This is a genomic window from Pseudomonas corni, from assembly GCF_057128765.1.
In genome coordinates, this window is record NZ_JBSKHW010000018.1 from 18619 (window position 1) to 39873 (window position 21255).

21 protein-coding genes are annotated in these 21255 nt (G+C 58.0%); 18 read left to right on the top strand and 3 right to left on the bottom strand.

Features of this window, described 5'->3' with window-relative positions; genetic code table 11:
• Position 1 precedes the first annotated feature (1 nt).
• The 4 genes from ACWKV9_RS23360 (at position 2) to ACWKV9_RS23375 (ending at position 4349) form a co-directional block, all read left to right on the top strand.
• Positions 2 to 640 (top strand): 2-dehydro-3-deoxy-6-phosphogalactonate aldolase, encoded by a 639-nt coding sequence (locus tag ACWKV9_RS23360; protein WP_483838473.1) that lies wholly within the window; start codon positions 2 to 4, stop codon positions 638 to 640.
• 181 nt (positions 641 to 821) lie between these two features.
• A complete protein-coding gene (gene dgoD, locus ACWKV9_RS23365; protein ID WP_349802386.1) occupies positions 822 to 1970 on the top strand; it encodes a galactonate dehydratase in 1149 nt (382 codons plus the stop codon).
• Between the two features lie 193 nt (positions 1971 to 2163).
• Positions 2164 to 3477: an MFS transporter gene (locus ACWKV9_RS23370; RefSeq protein ID WP_483838474.1), complete on the top strand. Its 1314-nt coding sequence runs from the start codon at positions 2164 to 2166 to the stop codon at positions 3475 to 3477.
• Between the two features lie 65 nt (positions 3478 to 3542).
• Entirely contained in the window at positions 3543 to 4349 is an 807-nt protein-coding gene (locus ACWKV9_RS23375; RefSeq protein WP_483838475.1) for an IclR family transcriptional regulator, read from the top strand.
• Positions 4350 to 4491: 142 nt separating this feature from the next.
• On the opposite strand, the gene ACWKV9_RS23380 is transcribed toward ACWKV9_RS23375, so the two are convergent.
• Complete coding sequence (locus tag ACWKV9_RS23380; protein ID WP_483838476.1) at positions 4492 to 5544, bottom strand: NAD(P)-dependent alcohol dehydrogenase; 1053 nt, start codon at positions 5542 to 5544, stop codon at positions 4492 to 4494.
• Between the two features lie 177 nt (positions 5545 to 5721).
• On the opposite strand from ACWKV9_RS23380, the gene ACWKV9_RS23385 reads away from it, so the two are divergent.
• Complete coding sequence (locus tag ACWKV9_RS23385) at positions 5722 to 6627, top strand: AraC family transcriptional regulator (protein WP_483838477.1); 906 nt, start codon at positions 5722 to 5724, stop codon at positions 6625 to 6627.
• 104 nt (positions 6628 to 6731) lie between these two features.
• Here the strand turns inward: ACWKV9_RS23385 and ACWKV9_RS23390 are convergent, their stop codons facing one another.
• On the bottom strand, positions 6732 to 8396 hold the full coding sequence (locus tag ACWKV9_RS23390) for an electron transfer flavoprotein-ubiquinone oxidoreductase (RefSeq protein WP_483838478.1): 1665 nt from the start codon (positions 8394 to 8396) through the stop codon (positions 6732 to 6734).
• Positions 8397 to 8924: 528 nt separating this feature from the next.
• On the opposite strand from ACWKV9_RS23390, the gene ACWKV9_RS23395 reads away from it, so the two are divergent.
• The 9 genes from ACWKV9_RS23395 (at position 8925) to ACWKV9_RS23435 (ending at position 16196) form a co-directional block, all read left to right on the top strand.
• On the top strand, positions 8925 to 9674 hold the full coding sequence (locus ACWKV9_RS23395) for an electron transfer flavoprotein subunit beta/FixA family protein (RefSeq protein WP_483838479.1): 750 nt from the start codon (positions 8925 to 8927) through the stop codon (positions 9672 to 9674).
• Complete coding sequence (locus ACWKV9_RS23400; RefSeq protein ID WP_483838480.1) at positions 9674 to 10603, top strand: electron transfer flavoprotein subunit alpha/FixB family protein; 930 nt, start codon at positions 9674 to 9676, stop codon at positions 10601 to 10603. Before ACWKV9_RS23395 ends, ACWKV9_RS23400 begins: the two co-directional genes overlap by 1 nt.
• 147 nt (positions 10604 to 10750) lie before the next feature.
• Positions 10751 to 11572, top strand: coding sequence for a substrate-binding periplasmic protein (locus tag ACWKV9_RS23405; protein ID WP_483838481.1), 822 nt, complete (start codon positions 10751 to 10753; stop codon positions 11570 to 11572).
• 10 nt (positions 11573 to 11582) lie between these two features.
• Complete coding sequence (locus ACWKV9_RS23410) at positions 11583 to 11936, top strand: DUF4398 domain-containing protein (protein ID WP_483838482.1); 354 nt, start codon at positions 11583 to 11585, stop codon at positions 11934 to 11936.
• On the top strand, positions 11933 to 12748 hold the full coding sequence (locus ACWKV9_RS23415; RefSeq protein ID WP_483838483.1) for an OmpA family protein: 816 nt from the start codon (positions 11933 to 11935) through the stop codon (positions 12746 to 12748). The genes ACWKV9_RS23410 and ACWKV9_RS23415 overlap by 4 nt, the downstream gene beginning before the upstream one ends.
• A gap of 217 nt (positions 12749 to 12965) precedes the next feature.
• Complete coding sequence (locus tag ACWKV9_RS23420) at positions 12966 to 14405, top strand: aminotransferase-like domain-containing protein (RefSeq protein WP_483838484.1); 1440 nt, start codon at positions 12966 to 12968, stop codon at positions 14403 to 14405.
• Positions 14406 to 14552: 147 nt separating this feature from the next.
• On the top strand, positions 14553 to 15191 hold the full coding sequence (locus ACWKV9_RS23425; protein WP_483838485.1) for a translation initiation factor 2: 639 nt from the start codon (positions 14553 to 14555) through the stop codon (positions 15189 to 15191).
• A gap of 92 nt (positions 15192 to 15283) precedes the next feature.
• Positions 15284 to 15541 carry a YkgJ family cysteine cluster protein gene (locus tag ACWKV9_RS23430; RefSeq protein WP_483838486.1) on the top strand — a complete coding sequence of 86 codons (258 nt, stop codon included), beginning with the start codon at positions 15284 to 15286 and terminating at the stop codon, positions 15539 to 15541.
• Positions 15542 to 15590: 49 nt separating this feature from the next.
• The gene (locus tag ACWKV9_RS23435) at positions 15591 to 16196 is read left to right on the top strand and encodes an START domain-containing protein (protein WP_483838487.1); all 606 of its coding nucleotides are present in this window, start codon (positions 15591 to 15593) and stop codon (positions 16194 to 16196) included.
• An 81-nt stretch (positions 16197 to 16277) separates the two neighbouring features.
• On the opposite strand, the gene gltA is transcribed toward ACWKV9_RS23435, so the two are convergent.
• A complete protein-coding gene (gltA, locus tag ACWKV9_RS23440) occupies positions 16278 to 17567 on the bottom strand; it encodes a citrate synthase (RefSeq protein ID WP_483838488.1) in 1290 nt (429 codons plus the stop codon).
• Positions 17568 to 17930: 363 nt separating this feature from the next.
• Between gltA and sdhC the strand changes: the two genes are divergently transcribed.
• Genes sdhC through ACWKV9_RS23460 form a run of 4 tightly spaced genes read left to right on the top strand, consistent with a single transcriptional unit; the run spans position 17931 to position 21159 of the window.
• The gene (sdhC, locus tag ACWKV9_RS23445; protein ID WP_483838489.1) at positions 17931 to 18305 is read left to right on the top strand and encodes a succinate dehydrogenase, cytochrome b556 subunit; all 375 of its coding nucleotides are present in this window, start codon (positions 17931 to 17933) and stop codon (positions 18303 to 18305) included.
• Complete coding sequence (sdhD, locus tag ACWKV9_RS23450; protein ID WP_483838490.1) at positions 18299 to 18667, top strand: succinate dehydrogenase, hydrophobic membrane anchor protein; 369 nt, start codon at positions 18299 to 18301, stop codon at positions 18665 to 18667. Before sdhC ends, sdhD begins: the two co-directional genes overlap by 7 nt.
• A gap of 3 nt (positions 18668 to 18670) precedes the next feature.
• Positions 18671 to 20443 (top strand): succinate dehydrogenase flavoprotein subunit, encoded by a 1773-nt coding sequence (gene sdhA, locus ACWKV9_RS23455; protein WP_483838491.1) that lies wholly within the window; start codon positions 18671 to 18673, stop codon positions 20441 to 20443.
• An 11-nt stretch (positions 20444 to 20454) separates the two neighbouring features.
• Entirely contained in the window at positions 20455 to 21159 is a 705-nt protein-coding gene (locus tag ACWKV9_RS23460; protein ID WP_483838492.1) for a succinate dehydrogenase iron-sulfur subunit, read from the top strand.
• The last annotated feature ends 96 nt before the right edge of the window (positions 21160 to 21255 follow it).

Genomic DNA, 21255 nt, shown 5'->3' on the forward strand with positions numbered 1-21255 from the left:
CATGCTCAAGCAAGCCCTCGTGCAAAACGGTCTGGTGGCGATCCTCCGTGGCCTGCGCCCGGAAGAAGCGCCGGCCATTGGCGACGTCCTGTATCAGGCCGGTTTTCGGGTCATCGAAGTCCCGCTCAATTCCCCTCAGCCGTACGACAGCATCCGCCTGTTGCGTCAGAGCCTTCCCGCCGATTGCCTGATCGGTGCCGGCACAGTGTTGACGGCCGAGCAGGTGCGGTTGGTGAAAGAGGCGGGCGGCCAAGTCATCGTCATGCCCCACAGCGATCCTGAAGTGCTGCGCGCGGCCAAGGCCGAAGGCTTGTATTTGTCGCCAGGGGTCGCGACGCCCACTGAAGCGTTTGCCGCGCTGGCCAATGGCGCCGACGTGCTGAAGCTGTTTCCGGCCGAGCAGATGGGTCCGGCAGTGGTCAAGGCCTGGCTGGCGGTATTGCCCGCGGGCACGGCGCTGATTCCGGTGGGCGGCATCACCCCAGACAACATGAAACCGTTTCTGGACGCAGGCGTCTCGGGCTTCGGCCTCGGCTCCGGGCTGTTCAAGCCAGGCATGAGCGCCGACGACGTGGCCGAACGCGCCAAGGCGTACGTCGCCGGCTGGGAGCAGTCGCGCAGCGGCAAAGACAATTCGTAATCGAGCGACACTCGTGCCGGTCTCTTCGCGAGCAATCTCCCTCCCACAGGAGCGCTGGATAGCCCGGACAGATTTGGGAGCGAGCTTGCTCGCGAAGGGCCGGTTCGGTCAGCACGCAACTGCGGCTTGACCGAACAGCTTAATCACCAGAATTAGCGTCATTGAATAAGAGAGATAAGAGATGAAAATCACCAAACTCACGACCTTCATCGTTCCACCGCGCTGGTGCTTCCTGAAAGTCGAAACCGATCAGGGCGTCACTGGCTGGGGCGAGCCCGTTGTCGAAGGGCGCGCGCATACCGTCGCCGCTGCCGTTGAAGAGTTGTCTGACTATCTGATCGGCAAAGACCCACGCAATATCGAAGACATCTGGACCGTGCTGTATCGCGGCGGCTTTTACCGTGGCGGCGCGATTCACATGAGCGCGCTGGCCGGTATCGACCAGGCGTTGTGGGACATCAAGGGCAAGGCGCTAGGCGTGTCGGTCAGCGATCTGCTGGGCGGTCAGGTGCGTGACAAGATTCGTGTCTATTCGTGGATTGGCGGCGACCGTCCTGCCGATACCGCACGCGCCGCGAAAGAAGCCGTCGAGCGTGGGTTTACCGCCGTGAAGATGAACGGCACCGAAGAGCTGCAGTTTCTCGACACGTTCGACAAGGTCGATCTGGCGCTCGCGAACGTAGCGGCAGTGCGTGATGCCGTCGGCCCGAACGTCGGCATTGGCGTCGATTTCCATGGCCGGGTGCATAAGCCCATGGCCAAGGTGCTGATGAAAGAACTGGACCCGTACAAGCTGATGTTCATCGAGGAGCCCGTGCTCAGCGAGAACTACGAAGCGCTGAAAGAACTGGCGCCGCTGACCAGCACGCCGATTGCTCTGGGTGAGCGTCTGTTCTCGCGCTGGGACTTCAAGCGGGTGTTGAGCGAGGGTTACGTCGACATCATTCAGCCCGATGCCTCCCACGCTGGCGGCATCACCGAAACCCGCAAGATCGCCAACATGGCCGAAGCCTACGACGTGGCGCTGGCGCTGCATTGTCCGTTGGGCCCTATTGCGCTGGCGGCGTGTCTGCAACTGGATGCGGTTTGCTACAACGCGTTCATTCAGGAGCAGAGCCTGGGCATCCACTACAACGAAAGCAACGACCTGCTTGATTACATCAAGAACCCGGAAGTCTTCGACTACGACAAGGGCATGGTGAAGATTCCTAATGGTCCGGGCCTGGGCATCGAGATCAACGAGGAGTACGTCAAGGAGCGCGCCGCCATCGGCCACCGCTGGCGCAACCCGATCTGGCGCCATGCCGACGGTAGTTTTGCCGAGTGGTGATTCAGTTGTTGGTTAGGTCTGTCGCTCTGCGCTGACCGAACTGGGCTATCGCGAGCAAGCTCCCTCCCACAGGTGTGTCAGTCGCCGATCTGGTGTGGGAGGGAACTTGCTCGCGATGAAGCCAGCACCTCCCCCCAAACTAACCAAGCACATACCGACAGACCTCAGATAACCATAAAAAGAGGCATGACCCATGCGCACACAGACCCTTGCACAGGCGCGGGCCACGACCGCCACGCCGACCCGAAAACGCTTCTTCATCATGGTGCTGCTGTTCATCACCGTGGTGATCAACTACCTGGACCGCAGCAACCTGTCCATCGCCGCGCCCGCCCTGACCAGCGAGCTGGGGATCGATCCGGTGCATGTCGGCCTGATCTTCTCCGCCTTCGGATGGACCTACGTTGCCATGCAACTGCCCGGCGGCTGGCTGGTAGACCGCGTGCCGCCGCGCATCCTCTACACCGTCGCACTGGCGCTGTGGTCATTGGCGACCATCATGCTGGGCTTTGTGGGCAGCTTCATCGGACTGTTCATTCTGCGGATGCTGGTGGGTGCGCTTGAAGCCCCGGCCTATCCGATCAACAGCCGCGTCGTCACCACTTGGTTTCCGGAGCGCGAGCGGGCGACAGCGGTGGGTTTTTATACCTCGGGCCAGTTCGTGGGCCTGGCTTTTCTGACGCCGGTTTTGGCCTGGCTGCAAGCCACGTACGGCTGGCACATGGTGTTCGTTGCCACCGGCGCAGTCGGCGTGATCTGGGCCGCGATCTGGTACGCCGTGTACCGCGAACCCCGGGATTTCAAAGGGGCCAACCAAGCGGAAATCGACCTCATCACTGAAGGCGGCGGGCTGGTGGATATCCAGGCCGACACCGACAAGGCCAAGCCAGGTTTCAGCTGGATGGATCTGGGCATCGTCCTGACCAAGCGCAAGCTGTGGGGCATTTATCTGGGGCAGTTCTGCCTGAACTCTACGCTGTGGTTCTTCCTGACATGGTTCCCGACGTACCTGGTGAAATACCGGGGGATGGATTTCATCAAATCCGGCTTGCTGGCCTCGCTGCCGTTTCTTGCGGCGTTCGTTGGCGTGCTGTGCTCGGGGTTCTTCTCCGACTGGCTGATCCGTCGCGGCCACACCGTGGGTTTTGCGCGCAAGCTGCCGATCATTGCTGGCCTGTTGATTTCCACCTCGATCATCGGCGCCAATTTCGTCGAATCGACACCGCTGGTGATCGCGTTCCTGGCGTTGGCGTTTTTCGGCAATGGCCTGGCGTCCATCACCTGGTCGCTGGTGTCGACGCTGGCTCCTGCGCGTTTGCTGGGTTTGACTGGCGGCACGTTCAACCTGATCGGCAACCTGGCGGCCATCGCTACCCCCATCGTGATTGGCTTTTTGGCCACAGGCGATTCGTTCGCGCCTGCGATCACCTACATCGCCGTGCTGGCGCTGCTGGGGGCGCTGTCCTACATCCTGCTGGTGGGCAAAGTGGAGCGCATCGAACTGTAACGGCTGGCATGCTCCGAAGCTGGCGACGATAATGCCGCCAGCTCTCCGATCTGATAAGGCGCGATATGCAAGACACTTCCGATACCCCAAGCGTCGCCGGTAAAGACGTCGCGCCCACCGGAACGCAGACTTTATTGCGCGGACTGGGCGTGGTGCAGGCCGTTGCCAGTGGCGCTCGCGACCTCAAGGAAATCGCCCGGCTGATCGGCACCACTCGCAGCACCACCCACCGATTGGCCAGTTGTCTGGTAGAAGAGCGTTACCTGCGCGTGCTGCCGCAAGTGGGTTATCTGCTAGGCCCCAAGCTGATCGAACTGGGTTTTCAGGCCCGCGAGGAAGTGCCGCTGGCGATGCTGGCGCGGCCGTTTCTCGATGAGTTGTCGGCGTTGACCGGCGACACCGTGCACCTGGCGGTTCGCGATGGCGACGAGGTGCTGTATCTGCACAAGAATCCCGGACGCAACGGCCCCGAAATGCGCTCGCGGGTAGGCCATCGAATGCCATTGGCGCGCACCGGGATTGGTAAGGCGTTGCTGCTGGACAGTGCCGAAAGCGAATGGCTGCGGCTGTATGAAGTCAGTCTGCCGGACGTCGCCCGCAATCCGCTGTGGCCGGCGCATGAGGAGCAATCCTGGGAGCAGATTCGCCAGCGCATGCATGAGTATGTGCAGGGCGGCTATGCGTTCGATCTGGAAGACAACGAGCCGTCGATCCGCTGCGTGGCGGCGCCGATTCGTGATGCAAGCAAGCACATCGTCGCCGGTATCAGCATCGCCAGTACCGTGCCCTATATGCCGCTGGAAAAGATGGCCGAGCTGGTGCCGCTGATCAAAGAAACAGCGGCGCGGTTGTCGGCGGAGTTGGGTGCGTAATTTTTCGGTTTTATGTCTGATTGAGGTCAATGTGGGAGCGGACCTGTCCGCGAAGAGGCCAGTACATTCGATCCATTTCTGTCGTTTGTACCATCGCCTTCGCGGACAGGTCCGCTCCCACGGTTGAGGTGTGTCGCTGTAGTTACGCCTTCAACGTCGCCATATCAATCACGAAACGGTACTTCACATCGCCGGCAATCATGCGCGTGTAGGCCTCGTTGATGTTCTTGATGTCGAGCATTTCGATGTCGCAGGTGATGTCGTGTTCGGCGCAGAAATCCAGGACTTCCTGGGTTTCGGCGATCCCGCCGATCAAGGAGCCTGCCAGCACGCGTCGCTTCATCACCAGGTTGGCCGCGTGCAACGCAGGGTCAACCGGCTCGATCAGACCTACCAGGATATGTACGCCGTCAAAGCGCAGGGTTTCCAGGTACGGATTCAAATCGTGCTGCACCGGAATGGTGTCCAGCAAGAAATCGAAGTGGCCAGCAGCGGCTGCCATCTGTTCGGCGTCGGTGGAGACGATCACATGATCAGCGCCCTGACGACGGGCTTCTTCGGCCTTGCTGGCCGAGCGAGTGAACAGCGTCACTTCAGCGCCCATGGCTTTGGCGAACTTGATGCCCATGTGGCCCAGGCCGCCCATGCCCAGAATACCGACCTTGTCGCCAGGCTCCACGCCGTAGTGCTTGAGTGGCGAATACGTAGTGATGCCCGCGCAGAGAATGGGCGCGGCAGCGGCCAGATCGAGTTTCTCGGGAATACGCACCACGAAGTGCTCGCTGACCACGATGCTGTTTGAGTAGCCGCCCATGGTGTTGCTGCCGTCGATGCGATCCGGAGTGGCGTACGTCATCGTCGCGCCTTCCAGGCAGTACTGCTCCAGATCCTGCGCGCAGGCCTCACAATGACGGCATGAATCGACCATGCAGCCGACGCCGACCAGATCGCCGATCTTATGCTTGGTGACGTTGGCACCGACCGCCGTGACTTTGCCGACGATCTCGTGGCCTGGCATCAGCGGGTAAACCGCGATGCCCCATTCGTTGCGCGCCTGGTGAATGTCGGAATGGCAGACGCCGCAGTACATGATTTCGATCGCCACGTCGTCGACGCGCGGGCTGCGGCGTTCGAAGGTCATGGGAGCGAGGGGGGTGGTGGCCGATTTAGCGGCGTAACCGATAGCTGTGTACATGAGGAGCCTCGCGAGGAGATGAGAAATGAGGCTGGCCATTGTCCGGATACAGCTGGCTCGCGGCCATGACCATTCCTACGGCTGTCATGCCCAATCCTCCGGTGTTTGTCAGATGACCATCGCCAGAGCGCGCTTATCTGCGATGATGCCAGTGTCTAATCCTCTGTCCGGTTGCCTATGTCGTCATCTCCAGTTTCCGCACCCAATGCGGCCCTTGTTTCATTGATCAAACCTTTGGCCGTGCGGCCTGGTTTCGTCCAGACGCACCTGCCTGGGGTACAGGTGCTGTCTTGGGACCACTATGTCGCCAGCAGTCCACAGATTTATGAACCGAGCCTGATCATCCTCGCCCAAGGCAGCAAACTGGCGCGTCTGGGTCCCCGGACTCTGGAGTATGGCGCCGGACATTATCTGGTGCAGGCGTTATCGGTGCCGTTCATGTGCGAGACGTTTGCCACCGTCGATGCGCCGTTGTATGGCGTGTCTGTGTCAATCGACCGTCTGGTGCTGGGCGAATTGGTGCAGTCCATGGGCTTGCCGCCGGACTCGGCGGTAAAAGCCCAAACGCCGGAATCGATGACCTCGGCGCAGCTGGACATTCGCATGCGAGAAAGCGTCGAGGGCCTTCTGCGTTGCCTGCACGATCCGCTGGATTGTCAGGTGATGGGTGCGGCGCGGGTTCGGGAGATTTTGTACGTCGCCTTGCGCGGACCCCAGGCTGGGGTGTTGCGGGCGTTGGTTGAACAGCAGGGGCATTTCGCACGGATTGCCGCTTCGTTGCAGCACCTGCGCGATCATTACGACCAGGCACTGAGCGTCGATCAACTGGCGAGCTGCGCCAACATGAGCGCTTCGACTTTTCACGAGCATTTCAAACGCAGCACCTTGTTGTCACCGGTGCAGTATCTCAAGCGCCTGCGTTTGATAAAGGCTCAGCAAATGCTGGTCGGAGAGGGGCTGGGCGTCGCCCAAGTGGCGCACAGCGTGGGCTATCAAAGCACGTCGCAGTTCAGTCGCGAATACAAGCGCTACTTTGAGCGCAGCCCGGGGGAGGAGGGGGTGCAGATGCGCGTTCCGGCGTGATCTATTACACCTGTAGGAGCGCGCTTGCCCGCGATGGCGGTGCGTCAATCAACCCATGTGTTGTTGACAGACCTCAATCGCGGGCAAGCGCGCTCCTACAATCTTTACATATTTGGGTAAGTCGGCCCGCCTGACCCTTCCGGCGCCACCCAGGTAATGTTCTGCGAAGGGTCCTTGATGTCACAGGTCTTGCAGTGGACGCAGTTCTGCGCGTTGATCTGGAAACGCTTCTCGCCGTTTTCCTGAGTGACCACCTCATACACGCCTGCCGGGCAATAACGCTGCGCAGGCTCATCCCACTTGGGCAGGTTGACGCTGATCGGGATGCTCGGGTCCTTGAGCTTCAAGTGACAGGGCTGTTCTTCTTCGTGGTTGGTGCCGGAGATGAACACCGAGCTCAACTTGTCGAAGCTCAGCTTGCCGTCAGGGCGCGGGTATTCGATCTTCTTCGAATCAGCCGCCAGCTTCATGCAGGCGTAGTCCGGCGTGGTGTCGTGCAGCGTGAACGGGATCTTGCCGCCGAAAAGGTTCTGGTCGATGAAGTTGAACGCACCGCCCACGATCGCGCCGAACTTGTGGATCGCCGGACCGAAGTTGCGGCTGGCGAACAGTTCTTCATGCAGCCAGCTGCCTTTGAACGCCTCGACGTACGTATTCAGCGCATCACCGCCTTCATTGCCAGCGAACAGCGCATCCGCCACTGCTTCGGCAGCGAGCATGCCGGACTTCATCGCCGTGTGGCTGCCCTTGATCTTGGCGAAGTTCAGGGTGCCAAGGTCGCAACCGATCAGCGCGCCGCCCGGGAAAACCATTTTCGGCAATGAATTCAGGCCGCCTTTGCAGATGGCGCGAGCACCGTAGCTGATGCGCTTGCCGCCTTCCAGGTACTGCTTGAGCACCGGATGGTGCTTCATGCGCTGGAATTCATCGAACGGAGACAGGAACGGGTTGCTGTAAGACAGATCGACGATCAGCCCGACCACCACCTGGTTGTTTTCCAGGTGATAAAGGAAGGAGCCGCCCGTGTTCTCGGTGCCGACGATATCCAGCGGCCAGCCAGCGGTGTGAACCACCAGGCCAGGCTCGTGTCTGGCGGGATCAACTTCCCAGATTTCCTTCAGGCCGATGCCGTAATGCTGGGCATCGGCTTCGCTGTCGAGATTGAAGCGTTTGATCAACTGCTTGCCGATATGACCACGGCAGCCCTCTGCGAACAGGGTGTACTTGCCGCGCAGTTCCATACCCGGGGTGTACAGGCCTTCCTTCGGATTGCCTTCGCGGTCGACGCCCAGATCGCCGGTGAGGATGCCGCGCACCACGCCGTTCTCGTCGATCAATGCTTCCTGAGCTGCGAAGCCAGGATAGATTTCCACGCCCAGGTTCTCGGCCTGCTGAGCCAGCCAGCGGCACAGATTGCCCAGCGAGATGATGTAGTTGCCGTCGTTGTGCATGGTCTTGGGCACAAAAAAGCCCGGCACTTTATTGGAGGCTTCGGGGTTTTTCAGGACGTAAATGTCGTCGCGCTTGACCGGCGTGTTGAGCGGGGCGCCGAGTTCTTTCCAGTCAGGGAACAGTTCGTTGAGTGCGCGAGGTTCGAAGATGGCACCGGAGAGGATATGTGCGCCGACTTCGGAGCCTTTTTCCACCACACAGACGCTGATTTCCTGACCGGCATCAGCAGCCTTCTGCTTCAGACGGCAAGCGGCGGAAAGCCCGGCGGGGCCGGCTCCGACGATGACGACGTCGAATTCCATGTATTCGCGTTCCACAGGCTATCTCCTACTCAGGGCTCAACAGTATTTTTTTATATGAAGCAAAAAATCGACACGCGGAACGATGTTTACCCGGGTGTCATCTTAAAGGGGCGCATTATATCTACACCACCCCGCAGGTCCAATACAAACGTTTGTTTGAAATGGCCGCAGGGCGGATAAAACATGGCGGCGCGGCTTGCGACTGGCGTTTTTGTCGTATTGACCCGACTAGGTGTTCCGGTCAAGATACGGGCGGTTTTGCGCTCGCCGTAGGCTGACCGTTGGTACAAGAACACCTCTAAAGACGTTGCGAGCGTCGTGCAACAGATCTGCCGCAATCTCACGGGATTACGGGCGGGGTGCAGTTTACACACCCCGTCGGCGTCTGGCTTGGAATGCAGGTAGCAGGCAACTGTTTTTGCTGAACTCACCTTTCAGCAAGCACGAATACAAGGTTTTCAGAGGTGTTCTTTACACTGACGCGTACTTATCGCCGGGCAAGACCTGGCGACTTTCTTTTCACCGGAGAGTAACGAGGAATCCATGAAGGTTCTTGTAGCTGTCAAACGAGTGGTCGACTACAACGTCAAGGTTCGCGTCAAAGCGGACAACTCCGGCGTCGATCTCGCTAACGTCAAAATGTCGATGAACCCCTTCTGCGAAATCGCTGTAGAAGAAGCCGTTCGCCTCAAAGAGAAAGGCGTCGCCACCGAGATCGTCGTTGTTTCCATCGGCCCGACCACCGCTCAGGAGCAACTGCGTACCGCGTTGGCACTGGGTGCCGATCGCGCCATCCTCGTTGAGTCCACCGAAGAGCTGACCTCGCTGGCTATCGCCAAGCTGCTCAAGGCTGTGGTTGATAAAGAGCAGCCGCAGCTGGTCATCCTCGGCAAGCAGGCGATCGACAGCGATAACAACCAGACCGGCCAGATGCTCGCCGCCCTGAGTGGTTACGCACAAGGCACCTTCGCGTCCAAGGTTGAAGTGTCCGGCGACAGCATCAGCGTGACCCGCGAAGTCGATGCTGGTGCGCAGACCGTTTCTCTGAAATTGCCTGCTATCGTGACCACAGACCTGCGTCTGAACGAGCCACGCTACGCATCGCTGCCCAACATCATGAAAGCCAAGAAGAAGCCGCTCGAAGTGCTGACGCCTGATGCTTTGGGTGTTTCCACTGCCTCCACCAACAAGACCCTGAAAGTTGAAGCCCCGGCTGCTCGCAGCGCTGGCATCAAGGTCAAGTCGGTTGCGGAACTGGTCGAGAAACTGAAAAACGAAGCGAAGGTGATCTGATGCCTATTCTGGTTATCGCTGAGCACGAAAATGGCGTGGTCGCTCCCGCTACTTTGAACACCGTTGCTGCCGCCGCCAAAATCGGTGGCGACATTCACGTTCTGGTCGCTGGCCAAAACGTGGGCGCCGTGAGTGAAGCCGCCGCGAAAATCGCTGGTGTGGCAAAAGTCCTGGTTGCCGACAACGCGGCCTACGCCCATCAACTGCCGGAAAATGTTGCGCCGCTGGTGGTCGAACTGGCCTCCGGTTACAGCCACGTACTGGCTGCTGCCACGTCCAACGGCAAAAACATTCTGCCGCGCGTCGCTGCACAGCTGGATGTCGATCAGATCTCGGAAATCATCGCCGTCGAAAGCGCTGACACCTTCAAGCGTCCGATCTACGCGGGTAATGCCATTGCTACCGTGCAATCGTCGGCTGCAATCAAAGTCATCACCGTGCGTGCTACCGGCTTTGACGCTGTTGCTGCTGAAGGTGGCTCGGCCAGTGTGGAAGCTGTGTCCGCCGCTCACGACGCTGGCAAGTCCTCTTTCGTCAGCGAAGAGCTGGCCAAGTCGGATCGTCCTGAGCTGACCGCTGCCAAAATCGTCGTTTCCGGCGGTCGCGGCATGCAGAACGGCGACAACTTCAAACACCTGTACGCCTTGGCCGACAAGCTCGGTGCTGCTGTGGGCGCTTCCCGCGCTGCAGTGGATGCGGGCTTTGTGCCCAACGACATGCAGGTCGGTCAGACCGGCAAGATCGTCGCGCCACAGCTGTACATCGCGGTCGGTATTTCCGGCGCGATCCAGCATCTGGCCGGCATGAAGGATTCCAAAGTGATCGTCGCGATCAACAAGGATGAAGAGGCGCCAATCTTCCAGGTCGCTGATTACGGCCTGGTGGCTGACCTGTTCGAAGCAATCCCTGAGTTGGAGAAGCTGGTTTAATCCAGTCGCCTGACTTATAAAGAGACCCGTTCATTTCGGGCTGTTCGCAAGCGTTACGTCATCTTCGTGATAGATGGCATGCGCTTTGGGCAGCCGGTGATGAGCGGGTTTTTTTATTGATCGGGTTTTATAAAGAGAAGAGTACCTATGTCGCCACGGCTGACGCTGACATTGCTGATTGTGGGGCTGGCCGCGTTACCTGCGCTGTCCATGGCTGCTGGCAAATGCGACAGGCTAATCATTACCGGCAGTCCCAACGCGCCGCCCTATTTGTGGCGTGATCCGCATGATCAGAAACACCTGATGGGCGCCAACGCCGACCTGCTCAAGGAAGCTGCGCAGCAGATGGGTGTGAAAGTCGAGGTGGTGTATGGGGGCAAGCGCAGTCAGGCGCTCGATGAAGTGCGCAGTGGACGCATGGATATCCTTGCCGACGCGCCGTTAAGCAGCGCCGAACTTCAATCTCTGGATTTCATTCATCCGCCCATCGTGCAAAACGAAATCATGGTCTGGACCCATAAAGACCAAACTGCGCCGTTCAATCTGCTGGCTGACCTGCAGGGTCACCGGGGCGCTCTGTCCGAGAAAACTCGACTCACGCCGTCATTTGAAGCGTCGATCAAAGCGAATTTAACCCTCGACAGACAGCCAAACCTGACTCAGACGTTCCAGCAGTTGCTGGCAGGAAAAGTCGAATATGTCCTGGCGGGCCGCTATGCCGGCATGGCGATGGCACAAACTTTGAGCCCGGCAGGTGAGTTGGTGGCTCAGCCTTTGGCGCTGGACAACCCCGGACTTTATCTGGCCTTATCCTTTAACTCTGCGTGCAATGACCCTTGGCTGCGCGGACAGCTTGCAAAAAAAATGACAGAATTGGCCGCCTCGGATCACGCTGCTGAAGCTATCAAGCGCAATGTCGAACTGTGGAAAAGCCAGCTTCTACAGCCTGCAAGCACCCCAAACCAGTAGGAATGTTGTTTTGAGAATCCGCCCTATATTCGCAGCCATGGCACTTGCCAGCCTCTTTGGCTGCGCGAACGATCCTGCACCCACAGAACAAATGAAACTCACCGAGCAAGCGTTGATGCAGGCAACTGCCGTCGGCGCTACCGATGACGAGCCGGATATGGCTTTGGCGCAGGCCAAGCTGGTCAAGGCTCGTGCCGACATGCAGGACAAGTCCTATAAAGACGCCCGTATGCAGGCCGAACAGGCCGAACTCGACGCGCGGCTTGCCGAGGCGCGGGTGTTGACGCTCAAAAGCGACGAACAGTTGACCCAGATGAACACTCGACTCAATCGTCTGCGCAAGCAGTTGGGGATGCCGCAGTGAATACGATCCCCCGTATTTTTAACGTTTGTTTGCTGCTAAGTGCGGCCGGGCTCTCTGGTTGCGCCACTCACCAGAACAGTGACAGCGCATTGCAGTCTGCCAGCGCTGATTTCCAAAAGGTCAAAGAAGACACAAACGTACTGCGCAGTGCGCCGAAGGACGTCATCCGCGCTGGCGAATTGTTGGGTCGGGCTGAACGCCTGTCCGGCTACATCGGCAGCGGTGAAGACGTCACGCACTACGCCTACTTGAGCAGTCGCTATAGCGCGATCGCCCGGGAGCACAGCAAGTTGTTGCTCAATCAGGAGCGTCTGGCGCGGCTGGAACTGGACCGTCAACGTCTGCAGTTGGCCTTGCGTGAGCAAAAACTGGCGGGTGCACAAGAGCAGGGTAAGTGGGCGGAAGATCAGATCATGAGCCTGTCGACCAATCAGACCGAGCGCGGACTGGTGATGACGCTGGGTGATATGTTGTTCGATACCGGGCGTGCCGAGCTTAAAAGCTCAGCCAATCGAACGGTTCTCAAGGTTGTGCAGTTTCTGCAGCTCAATCCCAAGCGGGTAGTGCGCATTGAGGGTTATACCGACAGTACGGGCGATAGTCAGGAGAATCGTCAGTTAGCCAAGGATCGGGCGCAGTCGGTGGCCGACGTATTGTCCGACTTGGGAATTGAAGAAGATCGTATTCAGGTTGAAGGATACGGTGATCAGTTTGCTGTCGCCGCCAACGCCTCGGAGCGTGGCAGAGCGCAAAATCGTCGTGTGGAGTTAGTGTTCTCCGACGAAAAAGGAAAATTAAGCGCCCCTCGGTAAATTATTTTTGTAACTGCCCGGCACGGATCTCCGATGCCGGGTTTTTTTATGCCGAAACGTCGGTGACGTTGGCGCATATGGCGCAGGAAATATTTTCTCACTCTCACTTAACGCTGGTGAAAAGCACAACTGTCCCCGTACACTTTGCGACTGTTCTGGCAATTATTCGTATTGTTTGCCGGTGCAATTGCCAGAAGCCGGATTGAAGGACGCAGCCATGACCAATCTTTTGTTGTATCAACGCATCGCTCAGCAGCTGGCCGAGGATATTCGGCGAGGTGTTTATCAGCCAGGCGAGCGGGTGCCTTCGGTACGCAAGATGAGTTCGCAGCTCAACGTGAGTCACGCCACCGTATTGCAGGCGTATGCGAACCTCGAAGATCAGGGGCTCATTCGGGCACGTCCTCAATCCGGTTATTACGTTCACCAAACCCCCGCGCTCACTGCGCCGACCCCCGATATTGCGCGGGTTGAGCGGCCAGGTCTGGTGACTCGCGCCAGCATCATTCAGCAGGTCTTGGTCGAATCCCGCCGTGAAGGCGTCTTTGCATTCGGCGCAGCGGTGCCTCACGTGGACTACCTGCCGGTACGGGCGCTTCATCAACAACTGGCAAAAGTGACGCGTTTCCAAAGCCCGCGTGCCTTCAGCTACATGTTCAGCCCAGGTTTTGAACCCCTGCGGCGCCAAGTGGCAATTCGCATGCGTGACGCCGGGGTGGTGATCGATCCGTCCGAGGTTGTCATCACTCACGGTTGCGTCGATGCTTTGCAGATGTCGCTGAGGGTACTGACCAGTCCGGGGGATTTGATTGCTGCCGAGTCGCCAACCTATTACGGCCTGCTGCAATTGGCTGATTTGCTTGGTTTGAAAGTCATTGAAATACCGAGCGACCCTACCACTGGCATCAGTCTGGAGGCACTGCAACTTGCGGCCAACCAGTGGTCGATCAAGGCGCTGGTGTTAACGTCGCGCCTGAGCAATCCGCTGGGCAGCACGATGCCCGAAGAGCGTCAAAAGCATCTGCTGCGGCTGGCCTCGGACTTCGATATTCAAATTGTCGAAGACGATATTTACGGCGAGCTCATGTATGAGCAAGGCAAGACCAAGGCGCTGAAGGCGTTTGATCGACTCGGCCGGGTTATTTACTGCTCAAGCTTTTCCAAGACTCTTTCACCGGGCGTGCGCATTGGCTGGATGATTGCCGGGAAATATCAGGCAGAGATCCAGCGCCTCCAGACCTTCAGTACACACTCGGCTTGCAGCGTCACGCAGATGGGAGTGGCGTCTTACCTTGAGAACGGCGGCTACGACCGTCACTTGCGCTTTATCCGTCAAGAGCACCGCAAAAACCTCAGTGCTTTCCAGCTGGCTGTACAGCAGATGTTTCCCGAGGGCACTCAGATCAGCCGCCCCTTAGGTGGGTTTATTCTCTGGATAAGTCTGCCGGGGAGGGTCAATACCCAAGAGTTGCATGTGCGTGCGCTGGAGCAGGGCATCAGCATTGCCCCCGGTTTAATATTTAGTAACACAGAACAGTTCAACCACTGCATCCGTCTTAATTGCGGGATGCCTTGGAATCGTGAGGCTGAGCGGGCGCTGATGACGCTGGGTATGCTGGCCAAACAGCTTTGTCAGGAAGCCGTGCAAGCTTGGTGAACCCTTGGCCGGCTCAGGTTTCTACACCTTGAGACAGATCGGGTAGCGCTCGTGGACTTGCCACAGGGCTTGCATAGGGCCAGCATATGGCCTCTGACTTTTTAGCCGTTTTGATCTATGAACTCATTGCGTTGTGTTGGACTGTTAATGTTGGTGCTGCTGAGCGGATGCGATGCTGATAAGCAGCCGCCACCTGCGCCTAAGGTTGCGTCTGAAGCCTCATCTCCGGAGCTTCCCAGCACGCAAGCCGTGGCGCCGGTGAGCACTCCTGAGGACAAAGCACCTGTTGTGGTCGAGGCGGTTAAGCCTGAAGCTGTTGTGCATGAACTCGCGCCCAACGTTTCAGCGGTGTCTGTGGTGGCTGCAAGTAAATCAGCGCCAGTGGCCGCCAAACCCACCGCAGTAAGTACGCCGCCGAAGGGTTCGTCAGGCAATGCAAAGTCAGCCAAAATCAAGGAAGACAACGCAGAAGTAGCCCGTCGCGCGCCGGTTGCGAGCAAGAGCAAAGCGCCGGCTCAGGTTGTGAAAGACACTCGCTTGCCCAAAGCAGATTTGGATTTGAGCCTGCCGCCGGATATGGTCAAGCAACTCACGCCTCCTAGCAAAGTGATCACTGCGGCGCCTCGCGCCAAGCCGTTGTTGCCTAAGATGTTTCCTGATTCACAGAGCGATCCGGACTTCCAGCTTAATGGTCGACTGCTAAGCAATGAAATGCAGCTGCAACTGCGTAACGAGTCGCGTCGAGACATCGAAGGCGCTGCCGTAGACTTTACCTTCAAGCAGTGATCAAGCACCGATACGCGGATCGGTTCGGTTTCAAACGCACGTTTTAGCGGTTAATATCCCGCTGTCACCCACCACCTCTCAAGAGAAGTCCCATGGATTGCCGTCCCGGTTGTGGCGCTTGCTGCATCGCGCCGTCTATTTCTTCGCCAATTCCAGGTATGCCCAACGGCAAATCTGCGGGAGAGCGCTGCCTGCACCTTTCGATAGAGATGCTCTGTGCGCTATTTGGGCAAGCCGGTCGTCCGGACGTCTGCAGTCAGTTCAAAGCTGATCCCGAAGTGTGCGGGACCAGTCAGGGCGAGGCGATTCGCTTGATCGGATGGTGGGAGCAGGCCACGACTGCTGCTTAGGGGCGCGGCTGGATGATTCATCTGAACTTACGACAATAAGGAATAAGACATGGGTTCGCTGCATCGGATTGCGTTTGGATTGGGTTTTGCAATGTTGGTGGCGTCCGCTGCCCACGCAGAAGACTGGCAGGTTGCCAAAGACGAAGATGGCATCAAGATCTCGTTAAGTGAGGTGGCCGGTTCCAAGTACAAAGCTTATCGTGGGGTGACGACGATCAAGGCGGATATCGCCAGATTGCGCGCGTTGCAAGAGGACGTCGTCGCAGCCTGTGCCTGGATTCATGAGTGCAAATCGCAAAAGGTTCTCAAGCATGAGGGCGACAAGGTCTGGACTTATACCCAATTCAATACCCCTTGGCCGGTTACGCCCCGTGACTCCGTGTTGCAGGTGACAACGGTTGCAGGTGCCGATGGCAGTCTGACGCGCAATCTGGAGGGTCAACCCAAGTTAATCCCCGAAGAGCAGGGCTTCGTGCGCGTGGCGCAGGTGGAGGGATTCTGGAAGTTCGTACCCAAAGGGGCGGGCGTGACGGAAGTGACCTATCAGGTCCATACAGAGCCCGGCGGCAGTGTGCCTTCGTGGCTTGCGAACAAGTTTGTCGTGGATGCGCCATTCAACACCCTGAAGGCATTGAAGGACCGGGCGGAGAAGTAACCGTCGCGCCACTAGCAGTACAGTTTTCGCAAATCACAAAAAAGGCTGCCACTGGCAGCCTTTTTTACGTTTGGCGGTTGCTTACTTGCGTTCGGCCAATGGCACGATGTCGCGAGAGACTTCGCCGGTGTAAAGCTGGCGCGGACGGCCAATCTTGTACGGGCTGGAAAGCATTTCTTTCCAGTGGGAAATCCAGCCGACGGTACGCGCCAGGGCGAAAATCACAGTGAACATGCTGGTTGGAATGCCGATCGCCTTGAGGATGATCCCCGAGTAGAAGTCGACGTTCGGGTACAGCGAGCGCTCAATGAAGTACGGATCAGTCAGTGCGATCTCTTCAAGACGCATTGCCAGTTCCAGTTGCGGATCATTGGTGATGCCCAGCTCGCGCAGAACCTCATCGCAAGTCTGCTTCATAACGGTGGCGCGCGGGTCGCGATTTTTGTAAACGCGGTGACCGAAGCCCATGAGCTTGAACGGATCGTTCTTGTCCTTGGCCTTGGCGATGTAGGTGTCGATGTTGGAGACATCGCCAATTTCATCGAGCATGGTCAGAACGGCTTCGTTGGCGCCGCCGTGAGCAGGGCCCCACAGTGCTGCGATACCGGCTGCGATACAGGCGAACGGGTTGGCGCCCGAAGAGCCCGCCATGCGAACGGTGGAGGTCGAGGCATTTTGTTCGTGGTCGGCGTGGAGGATGAAGATCCGGTCCATGGCCTTGGCCAGCGTCGGGCTGATCGGTTTGATCTCGCACGGCGTGTTGAACATCATGTGCAGGAAGTTTTCCGCGTAGCTCAAGTCGTTGCGCGGGTACATCATGGGTTGACCCATGGAGTACTTGTAAACCATCGCTGCGAGGGTCGGCATCTTGGCGACCAGGCGGATCGCCGAAATTTCCCGGTGCTGCGGATTATTGATGTCCAGGGAGTCGTGGTAGAACGCCGAGAGGGCGCCGACCACGCCGCACATGACGGCCATCGGGTGGGCGTCGCGGCGGAAGCCGTTGAAGAAGGTCTTCAACTGCTCGTGCACCATGGTGTGGTTCTTCACGGTGACGACGAATTGGGCCTTTTGCTCGGCAGTCGGCAGCTCGCCGTTGAGCAGCAGGTAGCAGGTTTCCAGGTAGTCCGATTGCTCGGCCAGCTGTTCGATCGGGTAACCACGATGCAACAGGATGCCGTTGTCACCGTCGATGTAGGTGATCTTGGATTCGCATGAGGCGGTGGACATGAAGCCCGGGTCGAATGTGAAGCGTCCGGTGGCGGTCAGGCCGCGTACATCGATTACATCGGGACCAACTGTGCCGGTCAGAATGGGCAGCTCGACGGGGGCTGCGCCCTCGATGATCAACTGCGCTTTTTTGTCAGCCATGTGGCCTCCTATTTATGCTTCAAATCATCAGACAGACCCCCCACGCAGGGCCCGCACCACTATAGTGAGATAAATTCTAAAGTCAATTTGCCTAAAGTCCCGCCGCAGAAGGGTTTAAGCAATGGTTTTCCGCGAATTTCCCTGCCATTTACGCCTTTTATCCGGCTAAAGCAATCCGCCATTGGGGTAGGGTCTGCGCGTTGTCATTAGTAACCTAACTGTCTATACTCGGCGTCCGACCGCCAGGGGCTTTGAGGCCTGTTTTTCTGGGGGCCGTCACTTCCTGGGTAGTGGGTACCTGACCAGTGCACTTCCCAATAATTTGCCCTGATTGTTAGGGGCTCTTCAGTGTGAAAAAAAGCCGTGAAAAGCCAACGACCTGTAAACCTAGACCTAAGGACCATCAAACTCCCCATCACCGGCGTAACGTCATTTCTTCATCGCGTTTCCGGCATCATCCTCTTCCTCGGCATTGCCATCATGCTTTACGCATTGAGCAAGTCGTTGGGTTCAGAGGAAGGTTTTGCCGAGGTGAAGGCATGCTTGACCAGCCCACTGGCCAAGATCGTTGTGTGGGGTCTCCTGTCCTCCTTGCTGTATCACCTTGTGGCGGGTATTCGTCACTTGATCATGGATGCGGGTGTCGGTGAGACGCTGGAAGGCGGAAAACTGGGCTCGAAAATCATCATCGCCGTTTCCCTGGTGTTGATTGTTCTGGCGGGAGTTTGGATATGGTAACCAGTGTTACGAACCTGTCACGTTCGGGGCTTTATGACTGGATGGCGCAGCGTGTGTCCGCGGTCGTGCTCGCGGCTTATTTCATTTTCCTGATCGGATACCTGATCGCGCACCCGGGCATCGATTTTGCCACGTGGCACGGTCTGTTCTCGCACACCGGGATGCGTATCTTCAGCCTGTTGGCGTTCGTTGCTCTGGGCGCTCATGCCTGGGTCGGCATGTGGACCATCGCCACCGACTACCTGACGCCGATGGCGCTGGGCTCGTCTGCAACGGCTGTGCGTTTCCTTTTCCAGGCAGTTTGCGGCATTGCGATGTTCGCTTACTTCGTCTGGGGTGTGCAGATTCTTTGGGGTATCTGATCCATGGCTAACATTAATACGCTTTCATTCGACGCCATCATCATTGGCGGCGGCGGTGCAGGCATGCGTGCCGCACTGCAACTGGCTCAGGGCGGCCACAAGACCGCTGTCGTCACCAAGGTGTTCCCGACCCGTTCCCACACCGTTTCGGCGCAAGGCGGCATTACCTGCGCCATTGCTTCCGCCGACCCAAACGATGACTGGCGCTGGCACATGTACGATACCGTCAAAGGCTCCGACTACATCGGTGACCAGGACGCTATCGAGTACATGTGTTCCGTAGGGCCGGAAGCCGTGTTCGAACTGGAACACATGGGTCTGCCTTTCTCCCGTACCGAGCAGGGTCGTATCTATCAGCGTCCTTTCGGTGGCCAGTCCAAGGACTTCGGCAAAGGCGGTCAGGCTGCCCGTACGTGCGCCGCTGCCGACCGTACCGGTCACGCATTGCTGCACACGCTTTATCAAGCGAACCTTAAAGCTGGCACTGTATTCCTGAATGAATACTACGCAGTCGATCTGGTGAAGAACCAGGATGGCGCGTTTGTCGGCATCATCGCTATCTGCATCGAAACCGGTGAAACCTCCTACATCCGCGCTGATGCGACTGTGTTGGCCACCGGCGGCGCAGGCCGTATTTACTCTTCCACCACCAATGCTCTGATCAACACCGGCGACGGCGTTGGCATGGCTTTGCGTGCAGGTGTTCCGGTTCAGGACATCGAGATGTGGCAGTTCCACCCAACCGGCATCGCGGGCGCAGGTGTACTGGTCACAGAAGGTTGCCGTGGTGAAGGTGGCTACCTGATCAACAAGCACGGCGAGCGTTTCATGGAGCGTTATGCTCCGAACGCCAAAGACCTTGCTGGTCGTGACGTAGTTGCGCGTTCGATGGTTAAAGAGATCATTGCCGGCAACGGTTGTGGTCCTGACGGCGATCACGTGATGCTCAAGCTCGATCACTTGGGCGAAGAAGTGTTGCACAGCCGCCTGCCGGGCATCATGGAGCTGTCGAAGACATTTGCTCACGTCGATCCGGCCGTTGCGCCGATCCCTGTCGTTCCAACCTGCCACTACATGATGGGCGGCATTGCCACCAATATTCATGGTCAGGCAATCACCCAGGACGCCGCTGGCGTTGACACCATTATTCCTGGCCTCTTTGCGGTCGGTGAAGTGGCCTGCGTATCGGTTCACGGTGCCAACCGTCTGGGCGGCAACTCGTTGCTCGACCTGGTGGTATTCGGTCGTGCTGCCGGTCTGCATCTGGAACAAGCACTCAACGAAGGCATCGACTACCGTCGTGCTTCCGAAACCGACATCGACGTCGCTCTGGCTCGCCTCAGCAGCTTGAACGAACGCACCGATGGCGAAGACGTAGCAACCCTGCGCAAAGAACTGCAGAGCTGCATGCAGAACTACTTCGGCGTATTCCGCACCGGCGAATATATGCAGAAGGGTATTGCTCAGCTGGCTGATCTGCGCTCGCGCATCGCCAACGTCAAGATCAACGACAAGAGCCAGGCGTTCAACACTGCCCGGATCGAAGCGCTGGAGCTGCAAAACCTGCTGGAAGTGGCTGAAGCCACGGCAATCGCCGCAGAGCATCGCAAAGAGTCCCGTGGCGCTCATGCCCGCGAAGACTTCGAAGATCGCGACGACATCAACTGGTTGTGCCACACCCTTTATTTCCCGGGTGAAAAACGCGTAGCCAAGCGTGCCGTGAACTTCTCACCGAAGACTGTTCCGACTTTCGAACCCATGATTCGGACTTACTAAGGGTGGCCGATATGTTGCAAGTCAGTGTTTATCGCTACAACCCGGATCAAGACGCAGCGCCGTTCATGCAGGAATTCCAGGTCAATACCAATGGTAAAGACTTGATGGTGCTGGACGTGCTCGCGCTGATCAAAGAGCAGGACGAAGGTTTCTCCTATCGTCGCTCTTGCCGCGAGGGTGTTTGCGGCTCCGATGGCATGAATATCAACGGCAAAAACGGCCTGGCATGCATCACGCCGCTGTCGGCTGTCGTCAAGGGCAACAAACTGGTTGTTCGTCCGCTGCCTGGTTTGCCGGTCATTCGTGACCTGGTCGTCGATATGAGCATCTTCTACAAGCAGTACGAGAAGGTTAAGCCATTCCTTCTGAACGATACGCCAGCTCCGGCCATCGAACGTCTGCAGACGCCGGAAGAGCGTGAAAAACTCGACGGTCTGTACGAGTGCATTCTGTGCGCTTGCTGCTCGACTTCTTGCCCGTCCTTCTGGTGGAACCCTGACAAGTTCCTCGGCCCCGCTGCGCTGCTGCAAGCTTATCGCTTCCTGGCAGACAGTCGTGACACCAAGACCCAGGAACGTTTGGCATCGCTGGATGACCCATTCAGCGTGTTCCGTTGCCGCGGAATCATGAACTGCGTGAACGTTTGCCCTAAAGGTCTTAACCCGACCAAGGCGATCGGCCACGTACGCAGCATGCTTCTCAAAAGCGGTATCTGATTGTGTTGCACCTGTAACATCGACGCATGTGTAAAGGCAGTACCGTAAACGCTGCGGCGCAGGCTTCAACCGGCGCCGCAGTTTTAACCTGAGCAG